The organism is Nitrospirota bacterium, assembly GCA_040757335.1.
Lineage (GTDB): Bacteria > Nitrospirota > Nitrospiria > 2-01-FULL-66-17 > 2-01-FULL-66-17 > JBFLXB01.
In genome coordinates this window covers 1-19766 of record JBFLXB010000047.1, presented here as the reverse complement: position 1 = coordinate 19766, position 19766 = coordinate 1, and the positions used below count along the sequence as shown (strand labels likewise).

Annotated in this window: 17 protein-coding genes; 11 read left to right on the top strand and 6 right to left on the bottom strand. The window is 63.6% G+C overall.

Annotated features, from left to right (window positions below; all coding sequences use genetic code 11):
- Positions 1–166: 166 nt before the first annotated feature.
- Positions 167–487: a helix-turn-helix transcriptional regulator gene (locus AB1451_16320; protein ID MEW6684461.1), complete on the bottom strand. Its 321-nt coding sequence runs from the start codon at positions 485–487 to the stop codon at positions 167–169.
- A 197-nt stretch (positions 488–684) separates the two neighbouring features.
- On the opposite strand from AB1451_16320, the gene AB1451_16315 reads away from it, so the two are divergent.
- From AB1451_16315 to AB1451_16295, 5 genes are all read left to right on the top strand, one after another.
- Complete coding sequence (locus AB1451_16315; GenBank protein ID MEW6684460.1) at positions 685–1125, top strand: hypothetical protein; 441 nt, start codon at positions 685–687, stop codon at positions 1123–1125.
- A 96-nt stretch (positions 1126–1221) separates the two neighbouring features.
- Positions 1222–1701, top strand: coding sequence for a putative phosphothreonine lyase domain-containing protein (locus AB1451_16310; protein ID MEW6684459.1), 480 nt, complete (start codon positions 1222–1224; stop codon positions 1699–1701).
- A gap of 643 nt (positions 1702–2344) precedes the next feature.
- On the top strand, positions 2345–4240 hold the full coding sequence (locus tag AB1451_16305) for a S8 family peptidase (protein MEW6684458.1): 1896 nt from the start codon (positions 2345–2347) through the stop codon (positions 4238–4240).
- Between the two features lie 47 nt (positions 4241–4287).
- Complete coding sequence (locus AB1451_16300; GenBank protein MEW6684457.1) at positions 4288–4530, top strand: protease complex subunit PrcB family protein; 243 nt, start codon at positions 4288–4290, stop codon at positions 4528–4530.
- A gap of 46 nt (positions 4531–4576) precedes the next feature.
- Positions 4577–4819 (top strand): hypothetical protein, encoded by a 243-nt coding sequence (locus tag AB1451_16295; GenBank protein MEW6684456.1) that lies wholly within the window; start codon positions 4577–4579, stop codon positions 4817–4819.
- A 232-nt stretch (positions 4820–5051) separates the two neighbouring features.
- Here AB1451_16295 and AB1451_16290 read toward each other — a convergent pair whose 3' ends face one another.
- The gene (locus AB1451_16290) at positions 5052–5594 is read right to left on the bottom strand and encodes a type II TA system antitoxin MqsA family protein (protein MEW6684455.1); all 543 of its coding nucleotides are present in this window, start codon (positions 5592–5594) and stop codon (positions 5052–5054) included.
- Entirely contained in the window at positions 5591–5920 is a 330-nt protein-coding gene (locus AB1451_16285) for a hypothetical protein (GenBank protein ID MEW6684454.1), read from the bottom strand. Before AB1451_16285 ends, AB1451_16290 begins: the two co-directional genes overlap by 4 nt.
- A 352-nt stretch (positions 5921–6272) precedes the next feature.
- Between AB1451_16285 and AB1451_16280 the strand changes: the two genes are divergently transcribed.
- A complete protein-coding gene (locus tag AB1451_16280; protein ID MEW6684453.1) occupies positions 6273–9302 on the top strand; it encodes an EAL domain-containing protein in 3030 nt (1009 codons plus the stop codon).
- A gap of 10 nt (positions 9303–9312) precedes the next feature.
- Here the strand turns inward: AB1451_16280 and htpX are convergent, their stop codons facing one another.
- Positions 9313–10200 (bottom strand): protease HtpX, encoded by an 888-nt coding sequence (gene htpX / locus AB1451_16275; protein ID MEW6684452.1) that lies wholly within the window; start codon positions 10198–10200, stop codon positions 9313–9315.
- 137 nt (positions 10201–10337) lie between these two features.
- Between htpX and AB1451_16270 the strand changes: the two genes are divergently transcribed.
- From AB1451_16270 to AB1451_16250, 5 genes are all read left to right on the top strand, one after another.
- Positions 10338–10793, top strand: a complete 456-nt coding sequence (locus AB1451_16270) for a response regulator (protein ID MEW6684451.1) — start codon at positions 10338–10340, stop codon at positions 10791–10793.
- A gap of 145 nt (positions 10794–10938) precedes the next feature.
- The gene (locus tag AB1451_16265; GenBank protein ID MEW6684450.1) at positions 10939–12540 is read left to right on the top strand and encodes an ATP-binding protein; all 1602 of its coding nucleotides are present in this window, start codon (positions 10939–10941) and stop codon (positions 12538–12540) included.
- Between the two features lie 73 nt (positions 12541–12613).
- Entirely contained in the window at positions 12614–12973 is a 360-nt protein-coding gene (locus AB1451_16260) for a plastocyanin/azurin family copper-binding protein (protein MEW6684449.1), read from the top strand.
- Between the two features lie 120 nt (positions 12974–13093).
- Entirely contained in the window at positions 13094–15655 is a 2562-nt protein-coding gene (locus AB1451_16255; GenBank protein ID MEW6684448.1) for an FG-GAP-like repeat-containing protein, read from the top strand.
- Positions 15656–15742: 87 nt separating this feature from the next.
- Positions 15743–16129, top strand: a complete 387-nt coding sequence (locus AB1451_16250) for a VOC family protein (GenBank protein ID MEW6684447.1) — start codon at positions 15743–15745, stop codon at positions 16127–16129.
- A gap of 12 nt (positions 16130–16141) precedes the next feature.
- Here AB1451_16250 and AB1451_16245 read toward each other — a convergent pair whose 3' ends face one another.
- A complete protein-coding gene (locus AB1451_16245) occupies positions 16142–17251 on the bottom strand; it encodes an inorganic phosphate transporter (GenBank protein ID MEW6684446.1) in 1110 nt (369 codons plus the stop codon).
- A complete protein-coding gene (locus AB1451_16240; GenBank protein MEW6684445.1) occupies positions 17251–19710 on the bottom strand; it encodes a methyltransferase domain-containing protein in 2460 nt (819 codons plus the stop codon). The genes AB1451_16245 and AB1451_16240 overlap by 1 nt, the downstream gene beginning before the upstream one ends.
- Between the last annotated feature and the right edge of the window lie 56 nt (positions 19711–19766).

Genomic DNA, 19766 nt, shown 5'->3' with positions numbered 1-19766 from the left:
TCCACCTGCATGCCAGCGCCCGCCGTGTCCGCCGCTCGGGAGAGAAGCTCCGCTCATTTGTCCTCGCATCGGATCTCCCATCAGCCCCGTGGCAATAGATGTTCTATTACTTACGCAAAACTCAATAGCTTTCTCAGAGAGCAGAGACAGTAGTAGGGCGTTCGTTTCAGTGCAGCGCTGCCTGGACATGTTTCACGATCTCCCGTAACTGCTCGGGGGCTGCCTCCTTCACCAATCGGTCGATTGTCTTCCGCATCGTTTGAGCGTCAGGGATCTCCGAATCGACCACGAGCATCTCCCACGGTTGCACCCTCAGCGACTCCGCTAACCGGAGGAGTGTGTCGAGCGTGGGGTTCTCCCGCCCGCGTTCGATGTTGCTCAGGTACTGCGGACTGATCCCCACGCGCTCTGAAAGCTGATCCTGCGTCAGGCGAAGCCGCGTTCGCAGCGTCTTGATGCGTCGTCCGATGAGGGCCTTCGGCTTCACAAGGCCCCGACTATACCGGCAACGCGAGGCTCAGAACATAATCTAACACACTGTATTTTATTGACAGATTATATGTGAAGGACTAAGTTTTACCGAATGAGCCTGGAGCCGGGTCCTTTTGCTGGTTGTAGGGTCACTCTCATGTGACGCATAACAACTCCAAGATGTACCGAACGCGCACACGCAGGAGGGAGCCAATGACACACATTAGTGGGGGAAAACTGAGGGTGATGCGGCTCGCCAAAGCGGTCACGCTTGCGCTAACGCTGACTGCCTGTGTTACAGCACGCGAAGCCTCATGGAAGACCGTGCCCGATGTGGCGATGTCGTACGATCGTGCGTGGTCGATCGTTACCAACGCGGTCACGCAGCGGTTCGATCTTGAGACGTCGGATGCGCAGTCGGGGTATCTCCGAACCGAATGGAAAGTCACCGGCAAGGACATTCTGAATGCGCCCATTAGGAAAAGCCGCGTCATCGTTCGGGTGGAAGAGCGCAATCCTTTTCGGGTCAAGGTCAAAGCGGAGAAGCAAGAGCTGAATGTCCTGACCGACGAATGGGTGATCACGGGCAACGACGAGGCCGTGGAAGGGGACATCATGGGCGAATTGCAGGGACGGCTGAGAGCGTCCCGCTGACCTTCACACTCCGAACCGGCGATGCGGCGCACTAGCCAAGCCCGAGCCACCCGCTCAACGCGTCGAGGGAAGGGCCTCAGCGACGCGCGGAAAAGAATGGAGCGGGACGCGATACTCCTACATGAAGCCCAGAAGCACCGACAACGCGATCTGGCCAAACCGTACGCCGATCAGCCGCCGTCAACCGTCACGGAAGTCCATTGGCTCTATGCCGAGCGAGCAACCGGGCATTATCCTGCCGCTACCCCGCGAAGCGGAAAATGGCTGATCTTCGTACCCGTCCGCGAGATCGATCGCGTATGGGCGGTGATTAAAGCCGCGACAGAAGCGGGGAGGCTCGGCGATCGCTCAAAGGTCGCTACCGCGAAGCCAAGGGTAACTGCGAAAGATCCCAACGCGCGGGTGATTTGTGTTTACACGTATGATGCTGCCGACGAAGGGGATGTACAGCGGGTGCGCGAGGTCTTACGCGAACTGGGGGTCACCTGGCGGATTCCCTATAAGACAGACCAAGACACACTCGACGGGAAATACCGGGTCAATGGGGATACGCGTATTGGAAAATATTATGAGTAAGGTCGGAGCGCAGCGGGCGTCGGCCGCCGTCCGGCGAGGACCGACGTGGGGATGTACCGAAAACCCGATATGGGTTTTTGGAACCGGAGCCGCAATTCCTCTCCGACCGAGGGGATCAACGCCGCGCAGGGCCTCTTGGGGCATTTGTGCCGTGTTCCGTCCACGCTCAGGTGTCAAATGGGCGTGGCGAACGCGTGATGGAGTGGCCGGGGGCGCAAGGACCCAAGCCTTATCTCACGATCGCGAATGGCGTGCAGCGGCCACTGACCGCGCTGCAAGCGGTCTTTCGCCAACAGTCCGCGGACGACCGGCTGTTCTTCAGGCAATTGGGGATCTCGAACGCCTCATCGGGTGGGTGCGGCGTCTCTGCGCCTCACCCGATCAACACCTTTGACCGACGACAAGGAGGGACACGCTCATGACACGACTCTCGCTGAACGCTTCGTCAGGCATCTCGCTCCGGCGTCCTGTCTCCCTTTTCGCCCTCGTCACCGTCCTCGCCGCGATCGGAGTCGCGGGCTGTAATGGCGGAGGGGGTGACAGTTCATCGCCCCCCGCGGTGGGGGCCATTGCCGGAACGCTTCAGGTTACGAGTGTGATCGTTCCGGCCTCAGCACGGGCAGCGGCCCCTGCTCAGCCTTCGATGGATTTCGTTCCGGGCGAGATCATCGTGCGTTTCAGCGACGGCATTGACGATCACGAGGCCCTCTCAGCGATCCTGAACAAGTTTCAGGACATGAACCTGACGAACGCGGGGCAGATGTACCCCAACGGCCCCTATGTCTTACGAACCCGCGCGTACCGAAACCCCTCACTATCAACGGACGAGGCGCACCAGCAGACCGCCGATGCCATCGCGACGCTGAAGATGGAGCCGTCCGTCAAGTACGCTGAACCGAATGGGATACGCCGACCCCACCTGATCCCTAACGACCCGGCGTACAGCGTAGGGTTACAGTGGGATCTGAGTATGATCAATCTTCCCTCGGCGTGGGAGTTGACCACCGGAAATTCGTCGGTGATCGTGGCCGTGCTGGATACCGGGATTCGGAGCCACGCGGATTTGAACGCAAACGTGCTCAATACGGGGTACAACTTCGTGAGCAACACATCGGACCCCATCGAACCGCTCACCGCGCTCTCCAGCTTTCATGGGACGCACGTAGCCGGGACGATCGCCGCGATCGGAAACAATACCGTGGGCATGGCGGGCGTAGCGTGGAACGCCAAGATTATGCCGATCCGGGTGCTCTCGCCGACAGAAGGAACGGATACGGCGATTATCAACGGGATGCTGTATGCCGCAGGACTTCCCAACTCGTCTGGTACCGTGCCTCCCCAGCGAGCCAACGTGATCAATATGAGTCTCGGGGGTGAAGGAGCTTGCAGCCAGTCGTATCAGGACGCCATCAACGCCATCAGGAACGCTGGTGTCGTCATTGTCGTTGCGGCGGGCAACGACTTTGAAAGCGGGAATCCCGTAGAAACTCCGGCCTCCTGCCAGGGCGTTATCACGGTCGGTGCAGTCGATCCGTTGGGGGAGAAGGCGTCGTATTCCGGGTCGCAGCCGTATGTGTTTATCGCCGCTCCAGGTGGTGAAATGGTCGACGCGATTCACGCGGGGACTCTCAGCACGTGGCCGGTCTCGAATCCGGGTGAGACGGCCTATAAGTTCGAACAGGGGACCTCGATGGCGGCTCCGCACATTGCTGGCGTGGTCGCCCTCATGCTCTCGGTCAATCCGAGTCTCACGCCGTCGGAGGTGGAAACGATACTCTCATCAACGGCAGACGATCTCGGCGCAGCCGGGCGAGATGCTGATTTCGGATGGGGGTTGGTGAATGCAGGCGCCGCTGTGGCCGCGGCCCAAGGGGTCGGGTTGCCGTCAATTCCGGTGCCGTACCCGTCTCCATCGCTCGTGAATTTTCAGCAGCTTACGACCGCGACGGAGGGGTATGTCTTTGTCGCCAATACGGGGGGCGGAACGTTAACGTTGTCCGGCGGGACCGTCGAGGTGGTGGACCCAGAAGACACGTCGTGGCTTCCCGCGGTGTCGGCTACGTTTGACGATGATCCCACCTGCGCGACGCTGAACGCCTCGTTCTGTAAGGTGACCATCACCGTCGATCCCACGGGGCTCCCGAACGGGGAGTATTTTGGGATCGTGCAATTGACCTCAAACGGCGGTACCTTTGTCGTGCCTTTTGGGTTCCAGGTGGGACCCGATCCGCCGCTTCCCGCGATCGGGCCGATGACGGTCCAACTGCTCAGGGTCGATTCGCACGGAGAAGTGTCGGTGCAATCATCCGTCACGACGCCGGTCGTGAGCCAACTCTATAACTTTTCGTTCTCATCGGTTCCGGTGGGAATCTACGTTGTGGTTGCCGGCGTTGATCAAAACGGGAACGGCGTGTTTGGAGATGCCGACGGCGAAGCGTTCACTGCGACGGGTGCGGACCCGATAGTCGTGGTGGCTGGACAGACGACCCCGGTCGATCTCGGAGTGAGAAACGTACTCGACGACATCGTGCCGTTCTGAACAGTCATCATGGGGACGAGAGACGCAGCAACGGGAGCATCCTGGCGGTGCTGGGACAACAACCCACTGCCGGGTATGCCCTCCACGTCACGCGGGTCTCACAGGAGGGTGGAGTGGTGCGCGTGGGCCTTCGCGTGGCGCGTCCCCCTCCGGGTCGCGTGTTGGCGGCGGTCGTCACACAGCCCTATGTCATGATTCAAGTGGACCGTGTTCCACGGCTCGATACGGTGATGTTCGTCGGCGAGGATCGCCAGGTGTTGCAGAGTATTTCGCTCCTGAAATCGAACTGACCGGAACGGATTGTAGTCGTCCGACAGGTCTGATACGATTTTCGACGTGAGAAGCCGAGCCCTCAGACGCCATCACCTGTCCAGCCTGAAGAAGCGGGTGCAGGCGTATCAGTGCAAGCTGGCCGACAAGTTTGCCGACGAGCACGACCGAGCCCGCATCATCGGCCGTCTCGCCCGTACTCGCAAGGGCTGTAGCTGCTGGATGTGCGGGAATCCGCGACGCTTCGGCGAGCAGACCGTGGCGGAACGGCGAGCCGACAGTGCGTGGCGACACGACTCGGCCCGATAGGAAAGGCGGGACACGATGAAGAGCGAGCGCCAGCATCTCCGGCACACTCTGTCGCTCTTTGAGAATCGGCCACGAGGCGGGCGATTCTCGCGCACAGAGCAGGCCGCGTTGCGGCGATGTCTGGGGATGCTCAAAGAGCGCCTACGGCGGCTGGAGCGCCGTCACGCGATGCTAAAGACGGCGTGGGAGGCGTACCTCGCTGCGGCGTCGCCCGAGGCGAGAGCCGAAGCGCTCACGCGGTCTTCGCCCGCCGCGCTCTACCCGGTGAGATGGCCGCTGCCCCGTTCAGGTCCTTAGAAGCAATCGTGATCCGAAACCGTCGCGCCGTGGGTGCGATCCGGCGGAACTGTTCAGCGACGGTCACGTGCTCGAAGAGCCGCCGGTTGAGCGCGTCTTCTTTCATCCGCATCACCAACAGCCGTATGGCACGGTCCGCCGCGGCCGTGAGCCGCGCTTTATCGTTTTCCCAGCGAGAGATCGTGATCCGGGTTTTGATGCCGAGTGCGGAGGCGAGTTCGGGCGCGGTGAGGCCCGCCCACTTGCGGAGGAAGCGAAACTCCGCTCCGGTCAGCAGGGAGGACTTAGACAACAGTTCGGCGGCGATCGCGTCGTGAACGTGCTCCACGGCGGGGATCTTGATGACCCGTTCGCCACAGGCGCACCGGTAGGTAGTGATGTCTTTCAGGTACACGTTGTCGAGCCCGGATTCGCGGTAGTGATACAGCCGCACGACTTCGGGGCGGGGGAGCGGTTGACCGCACTGGGGACACGTCATCGCCTTCTCCGTCCTCTCGCAAATCGAAATGCCGTGATCGCTACGGCCCGCGGCGGCTCGGATCGAACCGACAGCACCACGGCCATCCACTTCCCGTCCAGGTTCGGCCCCTCGATCCGGTACCGCCACTCGCCGTATCCAAACCGTGTGGAGCGCAAGACCTCCCAGCGGCGGCACACATGCAGGAGATCGAGCACCGAGACCCCACGCTGGGCCAGTTTCTCAAACAGGCTCGTCCCATAGACCAGCCCTCCTTCGCTGGCCAGCACCTGATCGAGGACCAGACGCAACTCAGGCGCGGTGAGGGGTGGGCCAACAGGTAACAAAATGTTACTCCTTGGTCGTTCCCGGTGTCAACCGGTCACTGTCGGGACATCTGGATCACACGGGAGGCCGATGATAGGGAGGGACGGAGACCTTGTCAATCGGTGTGCGCGATAGTTGTTCTCCCATCCGTGGTTCTCGACCTTCAAGGGGCTGCCTTGTCAGGAATCCGTTCGCGGGTAGACTTGGGAACGCATCCGAGCGGAATCACTGGGAGGACGCATGATCAAGCAGCTGGTGGTCCGGCATCGCGCTTGTTGGGCCCGCTCCGTCGGGGGGTAGGTAGCGATGACGCCGGACACAGACTCCAACCAGCAACCGCAACCTACTCTGCCGTCAGACCAGAAACCGTCGGTGGCCACATCGTTCCATCGGTTGGCCACCATGTCCCTCCTCCAGATCGCTGAAACCATCGCCCGCACGATGGGGGTGGATGAGTGGGAGATCGAGCGCCGCAAAGCGTTCCTGGAGTTCACGGACCGCGACGTCGAACTCCTCCGAGACCTGCACACGCGCTTGACAGCCAAACCAGCGGAATTTGTCGACGCGTTCTACGCGCATCTGCTTGCCTTTGAGGAAACGCGGCAGCTCCTGTCCGATCCCTCGACCGTTGAGCGACTCAAGCACCGCCAGGCGGCCTACTTTGATAGCCTGACGGCCGGCCGGTACGGAGCCGACTACGTCCATCACCGGATCCACGTCGGCGCCGCCCACCATCGGATTGGTCTGGGCCCCAAGTGGTACCTTGGCGCGTACAACAAGTATCTCGCGGGGTTGATGACCGAAGCCTGGGGACTGGCGTCCAACGATCCTCAAAAGGCGATCGACACGGTGACGGCGTTGGTGAAGATCGTCTTCTTCGACATCGGACTCACCCTGGATACCTATCACCACATTGATCGATGGACCATCGCGGACCTGCAGACTCACGCGCAGCAAATCGTGGCCAACATTCCGTCTGGTGTGGTGGTCCTGTCGGCGGATCTGCGCGTGCTCTTTGCGAGTCGCACGTTTCTTGAAATCGCTGACGTCTCCCCAGAGCGAGCGGTGGGCATGCCGCTGGAGGCGTTCTTCCCCGGTGTCAGTTGGTGGGATCGTGTGGCCCGAGTGTTGGGCGTCGGTGAGTCCCAGTCGCGGCTCGATGTCGAGCTGGTCGGCAAACAGGGGACGCGGCACCTTCAGATGACCTTGGCCGTCATTCTGCGCTCAACCCAGGAGGCGACCGAACAGAGGCCCGACCGAGCCCGGTTGTTGCTGGTCGTCGACGATGTGACCGAACGCAAGCGGGTGGAGGATTCGCTTCGCGAAAGCCAGCGAAGCCTCTCGACGCTGATCAGCAACCTCTCCGGGATGGTCTACCGCTGCGCCAACGATCCGAACTGGACGATCGAGTACGCGAGCGAAGGCGCGCTTGCGCTCACTGGTTACCCCGCAGATGCGTTTCTCCAGCAGCGTGTCATGTATGGCAGCTTGATTCATCCGGATGACCAACAGCCGGTGTGGAACAAGGTGCAGGAGAACATTCAGGCGAAGAGACCGTTCGAGCTGGTCTACCGGATCCGCACAGCAGCCGGCGACGAGCGGTGGGTGTGGGAGCAAGGACAGGGCGTGTTTTCGGTGCAGGGAGACCTGCTCGCGTTGGAGGGGTTTGTCACGGATATCACCGAACGACGGTTGGCGGAGGAGGCGCGTCGGGAGAGCGAGGATCGGTATCGCAACCTGATTGAGAACGCCCACGACATGATTCAGAGCGTGGGGCCGGACGGCCGCTTCCTCTTCGTGAACCGGGCCTGGTTGGCGACCATGGGCTATAGCGCCGAGGAGGTCTCGTCGCTCACGTTGTTTCAGGTGATCGCCCCCCAGTCGCTGTCCCATTGCCAGCAGGTATTTGAACGGCTCCTGTCCGGCGCACCTGTGGAGCTCGTTCAGGCTGAGTTGGTTGCCAAGGATGGGCGGACGGTCCTGGTGGAGGGCAACGTCACGGCCCGGTATTCCGATGGCCAACTGGTCGCGACGCACGCTATCTTTCGCAACGTCACCGAGCGGCGCGAGTGGGAGGCGCGTCTTGATCACATGACGCACCACGATTTGCTGACGAACCTGCCGAACCGGGCCGTGTTCATGGACCGGATCAGTCAGGCGTTGGTTCGGATTCGCACGCGCAGGACCGCGCGTCCCCTCGCGGTGCTGCTGCTGGATTTGGACCGTTTCAAGCTCGTGAACGAGACCTTGGGACACGAGAGCGGTGATCGACTGCTTTCGACCGTTGCGCAACGATTGACCGACTGTCTTCGCAACGGGGACACCGTGGCCCGGCTCGGCGGCGACGAGTTCGCGATCCTACTGCCGGAGATCGCGAAGGCGAGCGACATGGTGATCGTTGTGGAGAAGATCTTCGCCGCGTTGCGCGCCTCGTTCGTGGTGGATGGCCACGAGATTTTCATGACGACCAGCATCGGGATCAGCATCGCTCCGGACGACGGGGACGAGGCCGGCGTGCTGTTGAGGAACGCCGACGCGGCCATGTACCGCGCCAAGGACCAAGGCCGGAATACGTACCAGTTGTATTCTCCGGCGATGAACGTCAGCACCCTTGAACGGCTGTCGCTCGAAAGCAACTTGCGCCACGCCTTGGAACGCGACGAGTTCGTGGTGTACTACCAACCGCAGGTGCGCCTTGGGACGGGGCGCATCATCGGGGTGGAAGCGCTCGTGCGCTGGCAGCATCCGGAGTGGGGATTGGTGTCGCCGGCCAGGTTCATTCCCCTGGCCGAGGAAACCGGTCTCATCGTGCCGATCGGCGAGCGGGTGTTACGGGCGGCCTGCACTCAAAACCGGGGGTGGCAGGACCAAGGGATCCCGTCGCTCCCCGTGTCGGTCAACTTGTCCGCACGTCAGTTTCAGCAGCCGGACCTCAAGGCCATGATCGCGCGCGTCTTGCGCGAGACGGGTCTTGATCCGCGGTGGCTTGAACTGGAACTGACCGAGAGCCTGTTAATGGAAGACGCGGACCGGACGATCGCCACGCTGGGAGAACTCCGCGCGATGGGCATCCGGGTGGCGATGGACGATTTTGGGATCGGGTATTCCTCACTGAGCTATCTGAAGCGGTTTCCCATCGACACGATCAAAATCGACCAATCATTCGTTAGGCACGTGACCACCGATGCCGACGACGCCGCGATCGCCACCGCGATCATCGCGATGGCCCACAGTCTCAAGCTGACCGTGGTGGCGGAAGGGGTGGAGACGGACGAGCAGTCAGCGTTCTTGGCGCAGCAGCAATGCGATGCGATTCAAGGCTATCTGGTGAGCCCCCCGCGTCCGGCTGAGGAGCTGACGACGCTGTTGCGAACCAATGATTCCTCGCGGCGTGCCGCCTGAGGGGCGCTTGTTACCTCACGTGCTGCAACGCCGCGATCCGCGCCTCGATCGGTGGGTGGGTGGCAAACAGGTGCAGCCACCCGCGGCTCGCGCCCGAGATCTTCATTGTGGCGAGTGCGTCCTGCGTGGAATACTGAACGCGGGAGCCTCGGACGAAGCGGTCGATTCCCTGTAGCGCGGAAATCATGGCGTCCGCGCCATACACCTGTGCGGCGTACCGATCCGCGCGAAATTCGCGTCGGCGCGAGAAGTAACAGATCGGGATCATGGCCAAGAACGACAGCACGGTTTGGATGAAGAAATACGCCACGAACCCCAGCATCTGGTTGCGCTCGGCGATGTGTCGCGCGATCACGTTGCTGATGAAATAGACAAACGTGTTCATCAATCCCATGAGCACGGTGGTGGCGAACATGTCACCGTTGAACACGTGCCCCATTTCGTGGCCCAACACGGCCTGGACTGCGCGGGGTTCCAGTTGCCGCAACAGCCCGGTGGAAACCGCGACCATCGCGTTGTTTTTGCTGGGACCGGTCGCGAACGCGTTGGGATCCGGGGAGTCGTAAATCCAGACTTCCGGCATCCGAATCCCCAATCGCTGGGAGAGGTCCTCGACCGCGCGGTACACGAGTTGTTCCTCCGTGGTCCTCGGTTGGGTGATGCGAACCGCCCGGAGCCCGGCTCGAGCGAGGTGTTTGGACGTCAGGAGGCTCACGAAGGCGCCGCCGAATCCGATCACAAAAGACCACAGCAACAACGACTGGTTGACGGATCCCCGGAGATCGATCCCGAACGCGGGTAGGACGATCTGGACCAGGACTGTGAACGTGATCGACAGGGTGATGAAAATCAGCGTGTTAGCCAGAACCAGCAACAAGAGACCCTTCAAGTTTTTCATCGGTGCGCGGTGCCCTCCTCGACGGTGGTGTTGGTTCAAATGACTTCTAAACCGGCCGTATTCTACCATGAAGGTTCTTCCCTCGACAAAATCGAGGGTCCCGGTATGATGGTCTTGGGGCGCACCGCCGAGGGGGTATGGACACGCAGGAGAAAGTTGACATTCTATTGGTGGAAGACAACCCGGACCACGCCGAGTTGACGATTCGAACGCTGCGCAAGGGCAAATTGGCCAATTCCGTCCTATGGGTTCGCGACGGCATCGAGGCCATGGACTTGCTGTACCGCCGGAACGCCTATGCCGACCACGCCGGAAAGCCGCTCCCTGGTCTGGTGCTGCTGGACGTCAATCTCCCCAAGTGCAGCGGGCTGGAGGTGCTCAGCGAGATCAAGGGCGATCCGACCCTGCGGGTAATTCCAGTCGTGATGTTGACGACCTCGGGGCGGGAGGAGGAGGTCCGCAGGAGTTTCGAGTTGGGAGCCAACAGCTTCGTGACCAAACCCGTTCGATTCGACGAATTCTCCGAGAAGATCCAACAGATCGAACAGTATTGGTTCCTCATCAATCGGCTGTCCACCCGGCCGAGGGCTTGACCCGGGGGGGGCGGCGACGGCGATGAACGCCCTGCTCGTCGACCGCCGTCCCGAACGGGCCCTGGTCTTCGAACCGTTGACCGAAACGCTTCCCACGAACACGTCGCACGCGGGATCCACCCTCATCGAAGAGGTCGCGTAATCCGTGGCGGGACGGGCTGCGTTCAACGACTGGTTCGGGGTTCGCGCCATTCGTCGGCTGCCGATCCGGCGACGGCTGATCCTCGGCTTCTCGGCGATTCTCGCCTGCATGGGAGGGGCGGTCATCCTGGCCGGCGTTCAACTGGTTCGGGTTCGGGAAATGGTCGCCACCATCGACGCGGTGCAGATCCAGGAGAAGGCAATGACCGGTCGCGTCGATCACCTCTTGGTCGAGATGGATGCCATCGCACTCCGCCTTTTGATCGATCCGAGGGACCGGGCTCCGCTTGAGCGCGCCCAGTCGATCGGCGCCGACATCGTCCGAGAACTGGGCGGCATTCAGCCCCAGGTACGGCACCTGACCGCGCTGGCCTCCTCCACCGTGCGTCCGCGTTTGCTGCAAGATCTTCAACAGCTCGAGATCCTGAGCCGGCGGTTGGCGAACGCGTTCGCCGCCCTCCGGCAGAGTCGTTCCGTCGACTCGTTTCTCGCCTTCAGCACGGTGGCGGATCAAATCGACCGTCAGATGGCGGGCTTGGAAGACAGTCTCGACGCGATGGTGCTGCAGAGTACGGCGGACCTCCGGCGTCGGCTGACGGTGACGGTCGTTGCGGCGTGGGGGCTGTTCGGCGCCGCGCTGGTCCTGGCTGTGCTCATCAGTTTGTTGATCGCACGGTCCCTGGTGGGACCGATTCGCGTGCTCTCACACGCGGCCCGACGAATGGCCGACGGCGAGTGGAACGTCGCGGTGCCCACCCGCCTTGAGGTGAGCGGTCGCGACGAGCTGGCGAGTTTGGCGTCGGCGTTCAACCGGATGGCCGACGCGTTGCGGAGTCAACTGGCGGAGCTCAACCGGGCGAACGCCACGCTGGAAGCGCGCGTCAGCGAGCGGACGGCGGAACTCGCTCGGCGCAACCAGGAGTTGGATACCTTCACGTCGACGGTGTCGCACGATCTCAAGAGTCCGGTGGTCGCCCTGCAGGGCCTGGCCGCGATCCTCAGCGAGGACTACGGCGACCGACTGGATGATCAGGGACGGCAATACCTGCGTCGTCTCCAACGCAACGTCGTTCATATGGGAGACCTGATCCAGGACCTGTTGACGCTCTCGCGCGTTGGCCGAACCACGATCTGCCGAGAACGGGTCGCGGTCGGACCACTGGTGGAAGACGTGCTGGCGTTGTATACGGACACGCTGACGTCCAGAGGAATCCGCGTCGAGGTCGGGGATCTGCCCGTGGTCGTGGCCGATCGGATTCAGCTCAAACAAGTCTTTCAGAATCTGGTCAGCAACGCGATCAAGTTCCTGGGGGATCAGCCGGCGCCGTGTATCTCCATCCGTTGCGGGTACGAGCAGCGATTCGTGCGGTTCGAGGTGGCGGACAACGGCATCGGGATCGATCCCAGGTACCACGACAAGATCTTCGTCATCTTCCAGCGACTACAGGACGTGGACGTCGAAGGCACCGGGGTGGGGTTGGCAATCGTGAAGAAGATCGTCGAGCAGGCCGGGGGCGCGGTAGACGTGCGGTCGGCCCAAGGCGCCGGTGCGGTTTTCTCCTTCACCTGGCCGATCGACCAGACCGCATTCGGCGTCGCGGCATAAAGGTCGCGAAAGCGCCGAGTTGACCCGCTCCGCGCGTCTGAGGTATAACCGCATCCGCGATGGGGCATTGTCCGTGACCGGAGTGAAGCGGCTCGTCGCCGCGGCCGCTGCCTTGGGCGTCCTCATGACGGCGTCGGCGGCGAGACCGGACGAATCGGCCGTGCACCAGGTGTCGATTGCGGCCGACAGTTTCCTCTTCGCTCCCCAGGCGCTTTCGATCAGCCAGGGCGACCGTGTGCGATGGTCCAACAATGATACCCAGATGCACATGATCGTGACGGCCAAGCCCGAGTCCAACGGCAAAGAACTGGAGATCTACCACCGCCTGGATCCGGGCACCTCGTTCGAACATCAGTTCACCAACCCCACGGCCTACTATTACTACTGCGCCATCCACTTCCAGATGTGGGGGATCATCTCGGTCAACCCCTGACGCCCGGGACCGTCCGCAATCACCAGCCGCCTTCTCATCGTCGTCTTCAGCGCACTGGCGGCTGCGTGCGCTCCCGCGACCGAGCTGAATCCGCCGACCGCGGTTCCCGAGGGGATTCGCGTGGCCATCGCGGAGGGGGACGCCGCGATGTACCGACGCGACCACGCCGAGGCGGTGCGGCGCTACGAAACCCTGCTGGAGCTTGAACCACGGGCTTCGGTCCTGCATCAACGCTTGGGCGGCGCCTACTTTCGTATGGGCCGATACGACGACGCGGTGGGCGAGTATGCCGCGGCGCTGGAAGTGCAGGCGGAGAACCACGAGGCACGGTCCGGGTGGTGGGCGGCCCGCCTGATGCAGGCCGGGTATTCGGAGGACGTCCAAACCGAGGTGCGCGGGGAGGTGGATGCGTGGCTCGCCGGCGCTTCGCGCCGCGCGTCGCGATTGATCGCGGCGTACAACGGCTACGACGGCCTGAACGATTCCGCGGCGGCGGACCAGGTGCTGCTCCGGCTGTTGAAGCATCCCCCGAGAGGCGAGACCGGTGAGGACCTGGACGTGGAGGTGTTCGAGGCGGTGTTGGCCGAGGCTGACGCGCCGGAGCGCCGACGGTTGGTGGACGCGTTTCTTCGCGCGTTCCCGGAATCGGTCTATCGAAATCTCTTGTATCAGTATCACCTGAGTTGGACGGCCCGGCAGCGGCCGGTGGAGGAGTTTCGGCGCGAAGCGCGGCGTCTCCTCCGGCGGGATGCGGAGAACCGCAATCTCAATTTCTCGGCGGGCTACTGGTCCATCGACCGCGGCGTGGACCTGGAGTGGGCGCTCGCCCGCGTCCAACAGGCGTTGACGGCGCTGGACAAGCCCGATCTCCGAGACAAGTTGCCGTACGTCACGATGACCCGGTGGCAACAGATGTTGGATGAGGCGCGCGGGCGGTACCACGACACGTTGGGTTGGGGGCTCTTCCAACTCGGTCGCCTCGAGGAAGCGAACGCGGCGTTCGAGCGCGCGCAGCGGTTTCTGCCCCGTGATCACCGGCTGTCGTACCACCGCGGGCGGTGGCTCGAGGCCCAGGGCTCGCAGCGCGAAGCGCTGGCTGCCTATCAGGCCTCGCTGGAGGCGGGAACGCTGGTGGAGGACGCCCCGGTGGCCTTCACGCGCCTGGCCGTGAAGCTTGGCGTGGTTGCGGTGGGTGATCCGGAGCCGTGGCGGTCCGCGGCCCGCGACGCCGGGGTGACCACCTTTACCGACGTCACCGAGCAGACGGGGTTGGCCGGGATCAAGGGTGGACGAGTCGCGTGGGGCGATTACACCGGTGACGGCGCGGAGGACCTGATTGTCGACGGTCGGCGGCTGTTTCGCAACGACGGGCAGGGCCGCTTTACGGAGACGACTCAGGACGCGGGGTTGTCCTCCAACGCGGGCGGAAACGGTGCGGTGTGGGCCGACGTGAACAATGACGGCCGATTGGACCTGTTCACCACGGGGAACGGTAAACCCGGCGTGCAGGGCGCGGACGGGGCGATTTGGATCAATCGCGACGGCTCCGCGTTCCACTCGCCGGACGGGTGGCTGCCGTCAGGCCTCTCGCGCGGCGTTCCCGCTGAAGCCGCGGGTTGGGGGGACTACGATCGCGACGGGTTCGTCGATCTCTACGTGGCGGCGTACGAGCTGCCGCGCAATCGTGCCGTGAGTCTGGGGATCTGCGAGCCGGATCATTTGCTGCGCAACGCCGGCGGCGTGCGGTTCGAGGACGTCAGTGCGGCGGCCGGAGTCGTGAGCGCCGAGCCCATGTGCGGCCGCGGCGTGGCTTGGGGCGATTTCGACAACGACGGGTGGGCGGATATTCTCGTGACGAACTATCGCCTGGACCCCAATTTCCTCTGGCGCAATCGGCGCGACGGGACGTTCGAGAACGTGGCCCGAGCCGCCGGGGTCGAGGGCCAGGAACAGGAAGGCGCGTTCGGACACTCGATCGGCGCTGAGTGGGCTGACTTCGATCGCGACGGCGACCTGGACGCATTTCTGGCGAACCTGGCGCATCCGCGCTACATCGGCTATTCCGATCTCAGCCAGTTGCTGGTGAATGAGAGCGGCTCGCCCCCGCGTTTCGACGACCACTTTGACGCCGCCGGGTTGGTGTTCGACGAGACCGCGAGCGAACCCGCATGGGGCGACTACGACAACGACGGTGATCCGGATCTCTACGTGACCGCGATCTACGCGGGGCGGCGCAGCACGCTGTATCGCAACGACGGGAACGGAACCTTCACGGACGTGACGTGGCTGGCGGGAGCCGGGGTGGACAACGGATGGGGCGCGGCCTATGCCGACATCGACGGGGACGGCGATCTGGACCTTGCGGTCGGGAGTTGGGACGGGGTACGGTTGTTACGCAACGACGGAAACACGAACCACTGGATTCACATCCGCGCGGTGGGGACCGCGAGCAATCGGTCCGCGATCGGGGCCCGCGTGACCGTGACCGCGGGGTCGCTCAGGCAGATGGCCGAGGTGCAGGGCGGGAAGGGGACCGGCAATCAGCACTCGCTCCCGGTCGAGTTCGGCCTGGGTACGTGGAACGGCCCGGTGTCGGTGGAGGTGAAGTTTCCCTCCGGACGCGTGTGGGGCAACAATCTCGTCACCCCGGATCGTATGGCGACGGTGACCGAACCGAGGTGACGGGGGGCGCTGTTGTCCGTTGTTCGTTGTTTGTGGTATCAACGGGACAACTGACATCCAAGAACGGACGCTTCGATTCCAAACCCAATGAAGGTCCTCAAACTCCTGCACACCCGGATGCGGGTCAATGACCTGGAGCGGACCGTGGCGTTTTACCGCGACGTGTTGGGGCTCGAGGTCGTGGAGCGCCACGCCTCGCCGCGCGGGTCGAAGCTGGCGTTCCTCAAGGCCGCGGGCAGCGAGGAGTTGATCGAAATCTGTTCCTACCCCGCCAGCGGGCCGGTGGAGGTCCAACCGGATTTGGTCCATCTGGCGTTCGAGGTGGACGACCTGGACGCGACCATCGCCGAGTTGTCCAAACACGGCGTCCCGATCACTGATGGACCGACGACCAGCTCATCCGGGTCCCGCTTCGCGTTCATCGACGCGCCGGAGAAATACGAGGTCGAACTGATCGAGCGCCGACGGCGCTGACGCGGTGAGACGTCAGCCGGCGATGAGGTAAGCGCCTGCGGCCAGCGCAGCGGCTACCGGAAGCGTCGTCATCCATGCCAACGCGATCGCCCCGATCGTGGCCCACCGCGCTTGTCCGGTCACAACGCCGATTCCAAACAGGGACCCGCACGACACATGCGTCGTGGACACGGGCAGCCCCCACCGCGAGGCCCAGATGACCAGAAAGGCCGTGGCCAGGTTGGCCGTGAATCCCTGGCCATGGTTCATCGGGGTGATCCGCTGGCTCATGGTTTCAGCAACCCTTCGCGCGCTGATCAAGCCGCCTAGGGCCATCGCGACCGTTACGATCAACGACGTGAGCGGCACGTGCAGCGCCTGCGCCGTGACGAGCAGCGCGACGACCTTGGGCGTGTCGTTGAGGCCCCGCGCAAAACATACCGCGCCTCCACTGAGGACGTGCAGCCGGTCCAACAGCGCCTGCACGCTGATCCCGACCACGCGGCCTGAGTAGCGTTCTGCACACGCCTCGGCGCTGCCTACGGTTAGGGTTGGCAACGGCGCGGCGACCGCGGCCGCCGTGAGTCCTCCGCGCGGCTCGGGCGCGACCACGCGGACCTCATCGCCCATGCACACGCAGGTGTCGCGGGACACGCCAAGGGCGCGACGCGTCCAGTGCGCGAGGGCGGTCAGCGCAGCGGCGACGACGGGAGCGATCAGCAGCGGCGCGACGAACGTCGCGCCGAGCGCAGCGAGGTTGACGCCGGACGTCCCCTGCGCGGCGAGTCCCGCGCCCACCAGACCGCCGACCAGGGCGTGTGTGGTCGAGATCGGAAAGCCGAATCGAGTGGCCAACAGAGCCGTTCCAGCCGCGGCGAATCCGACGGAGAGCATGAAGCCCGGGTCCGCGAGCACCGCGTCGGGCACGAGACCTTTGCCCGAAAACGTGGCCACGAGCCCGGCTCCGATCACGATCGACGCCAGCGAGCCTGCCACCGTCGTCACCGTGGCCCAGCGCAACGCGGTAGGGTAGTCACGGGTGCCGGATCCAAATAACGTAGCGACACCCTTGAAATTATCGTTGGCTCCGTTGGCGTAGGCGAGCCAAACGACGGCGATGGCGAGCAGAAGGATGGTCGCCATCAGCAACACCCTGTGGCGGGATCGCAGCCTGCGGCCGTGGGATGGATTTCAGCAGTCAGACCCGTGACCGTGAACAACCCGGCGTACGGCGCGTGCGAGAGCTTGGCGGCGGTGTCGGTACACACCTCGACGGCCACGTTGCGCGGAAACCAGTGGCCCTCTTCGTCGCTCGCGCCCTTGAACGGCCCGAGGTACGTGGCGGTCTGGCCCGCGTACACGCACCCCGCGGTTTTTTCGAACTTAAAGCCGCGCACCGTGACCGAGTAAAACTTGAACCCCTCGACCTCCTTCCAGAACGTTTTCTTGAACACCTGCAGGCCGTAGAACCCTGCGCGCTCGAGCGCAGCCAGGAACTCCTCTTCGGTCAGTGCGCCGCTGATGCACTCGCCCCACAGCCGGGGATCCTGGCGTTGGTGCGGCGGGACTTCCTGATCCGCGACAATGTCAGCAATCACGATCCGGCCGTGGTCCCTCAGCACCCGCCACATCTCCGCGAACACGCGGGGCTTGTCGGGCGAGAGGTTGATCACGCAGTTGGAGGTCACGAGATCAACGGACTGGGTCTCGGCCGGGATCTGCTCCAGGAACCCCTCCCGAAACTCCACCACGTCGTAGCCCAGCGCGCTGGCCACGTCCTTCTGCGCGTCGCGCGCCACCGCGAGCATCTGGGGCGTCATGTCCACGCCGATCGTCCGGCCCGTGGGTCCCACCTTCTTCGCGGCGATGAACACGTCGATGCCCGCGCCGCTGCCCAGATCCAGGGTCGTCTCGCCGGGTTGAATCCCGGCCGCGCCCACCGGCGAGCCGCAGCCGTAGAAACGCTCGACGACCTCCTTGGGGATGTGGGCAAGGTCTTCGGGGTTCGGCTGCACCGGGCAGCACAACTCTTCCTGCGTCGTCTCGGCCGCATTGCCGTAAAACTCGCGGACCACCTTGCGCGGGGCGTCCAAGTCGAACGTCAGCACGCACTCCGAGCGGCTGGTGAGCACTTCGCCGGGCGTCTCGTCGGTTGCGCACGTGACCGCGGCCTCGCCCATGCCTGTGTAGACGATCGGCGCGGAGAAGCCCGACTTGCGGTTAGTCACGAGGGCTTTGCGTTCCTCGGTCAGCTCCTGCAGGGCGTCGGCGATCATGGCTTGGTGCAGATCGCAGTAGGGGTCATGCGCGTTGATCGAGCCGCCGTAGAAGTAGGCGTGCTCGACGTCGCCGCCGCCGCAGAGAAACTTGAGCGGGCAGGTCCGACAGATCGCCTTGTCTTCGACCGTGGCCGACGCGAACGCGCGCGCCACCGTGCTCGACGTCCAGATGTCGTGCAGGGGTCGCTCGAGGATCGAGCCGCACGCCAGCGCTGGCACATTGGCCATCGCGGCCGAGGGGTAGACTTGGCCATCCGAATACACGCAGAGGCTGGAGACACCGGCGCTGGCCAGGTCGCGCTTGGTGCCCGCGGGATAACGCAGTCTGGTTTTCACGGCTTCGTGGTTGTCGACGACTACGCCGAGCCCGCGGCCGACCTCGCGGCACCGGCGGATCACGTCGATGACGCGCTCGACCGGGGGTGTGCGATCCACGCCGTCCTCCGCTCGTCCGCGTTTGTGCAGCCAGAGGAGGTGGTGCGCGGTTCCGCCCAGGCGAGCCACCAATCGGGTGACCTCGGGCACGTCCTCCGCGTTGGTGTCCGTGATCACGGTGCTGACCGTGACCGAGAGCCGGGCTTCGATTGCGCTGCCGATGCCGTGGACGATGCGCTGGAAACTTCCCCGGCCGCGCAGTAGATCGTTGGTGTGGGGCGTTGAGCCGTCGAGACTGATTTGGATCTTGAGTCGGGCGGGATCGCGACGGCCGAGTTCACCCAACAGCGCGGGGGTGAACAGGATACCGTTGGTCAGGATCGCCAACTCCGCGGTGGGGTCCTCCAGCGTCGCATCGATCAGCCCCAGGATGTCCTTTCTGAGGAAGGGCTCGCCACCGGTGAAGAAGAACCGGCACACGCCCAGCGCCTTCGCGTCCGCGATCACGCGCAGGAGCACGTCGGTGGGCAAGCCGCGGTCGCCGTCTGGGCCGGACGACACCAAGCAATGGCGGCACGCGAGGTTGCACGAATTGTTGGTGTGCAACCACAGTTCGGTCAGGCGTCGCGAGCCCAGGTGTGCAGCGCGACCCCGGTAGGGCGGACGCACGATCGGCCGATCCGCGAGCATGCCGCGGCGGATCGCATCGCGGGCCAGCGTGTCCACGTGTTGCCAGGCTGCGGCGAATTCGAGTTTGGACTCGGCGGCGTACGTGCGTACGACTTGACCGAACGTGCGCGTCCCGTCAAACAGCTCCAGGATGCGCTGTCCTCGGTCATCGGTGCCGATCCAGTTCGGTCTTGCCGGGTCCAGGAGCACATGGACCCCGTTTGCCGACAGTGTCTCGTGGGATGGAGCGTGCAACACCGTCTCGTGCGTCAGATTCATACCCCCTCCCTGGTCGTGGTCAGAACACCAAGCGGCCGGGACGCACCCGCGTCCCA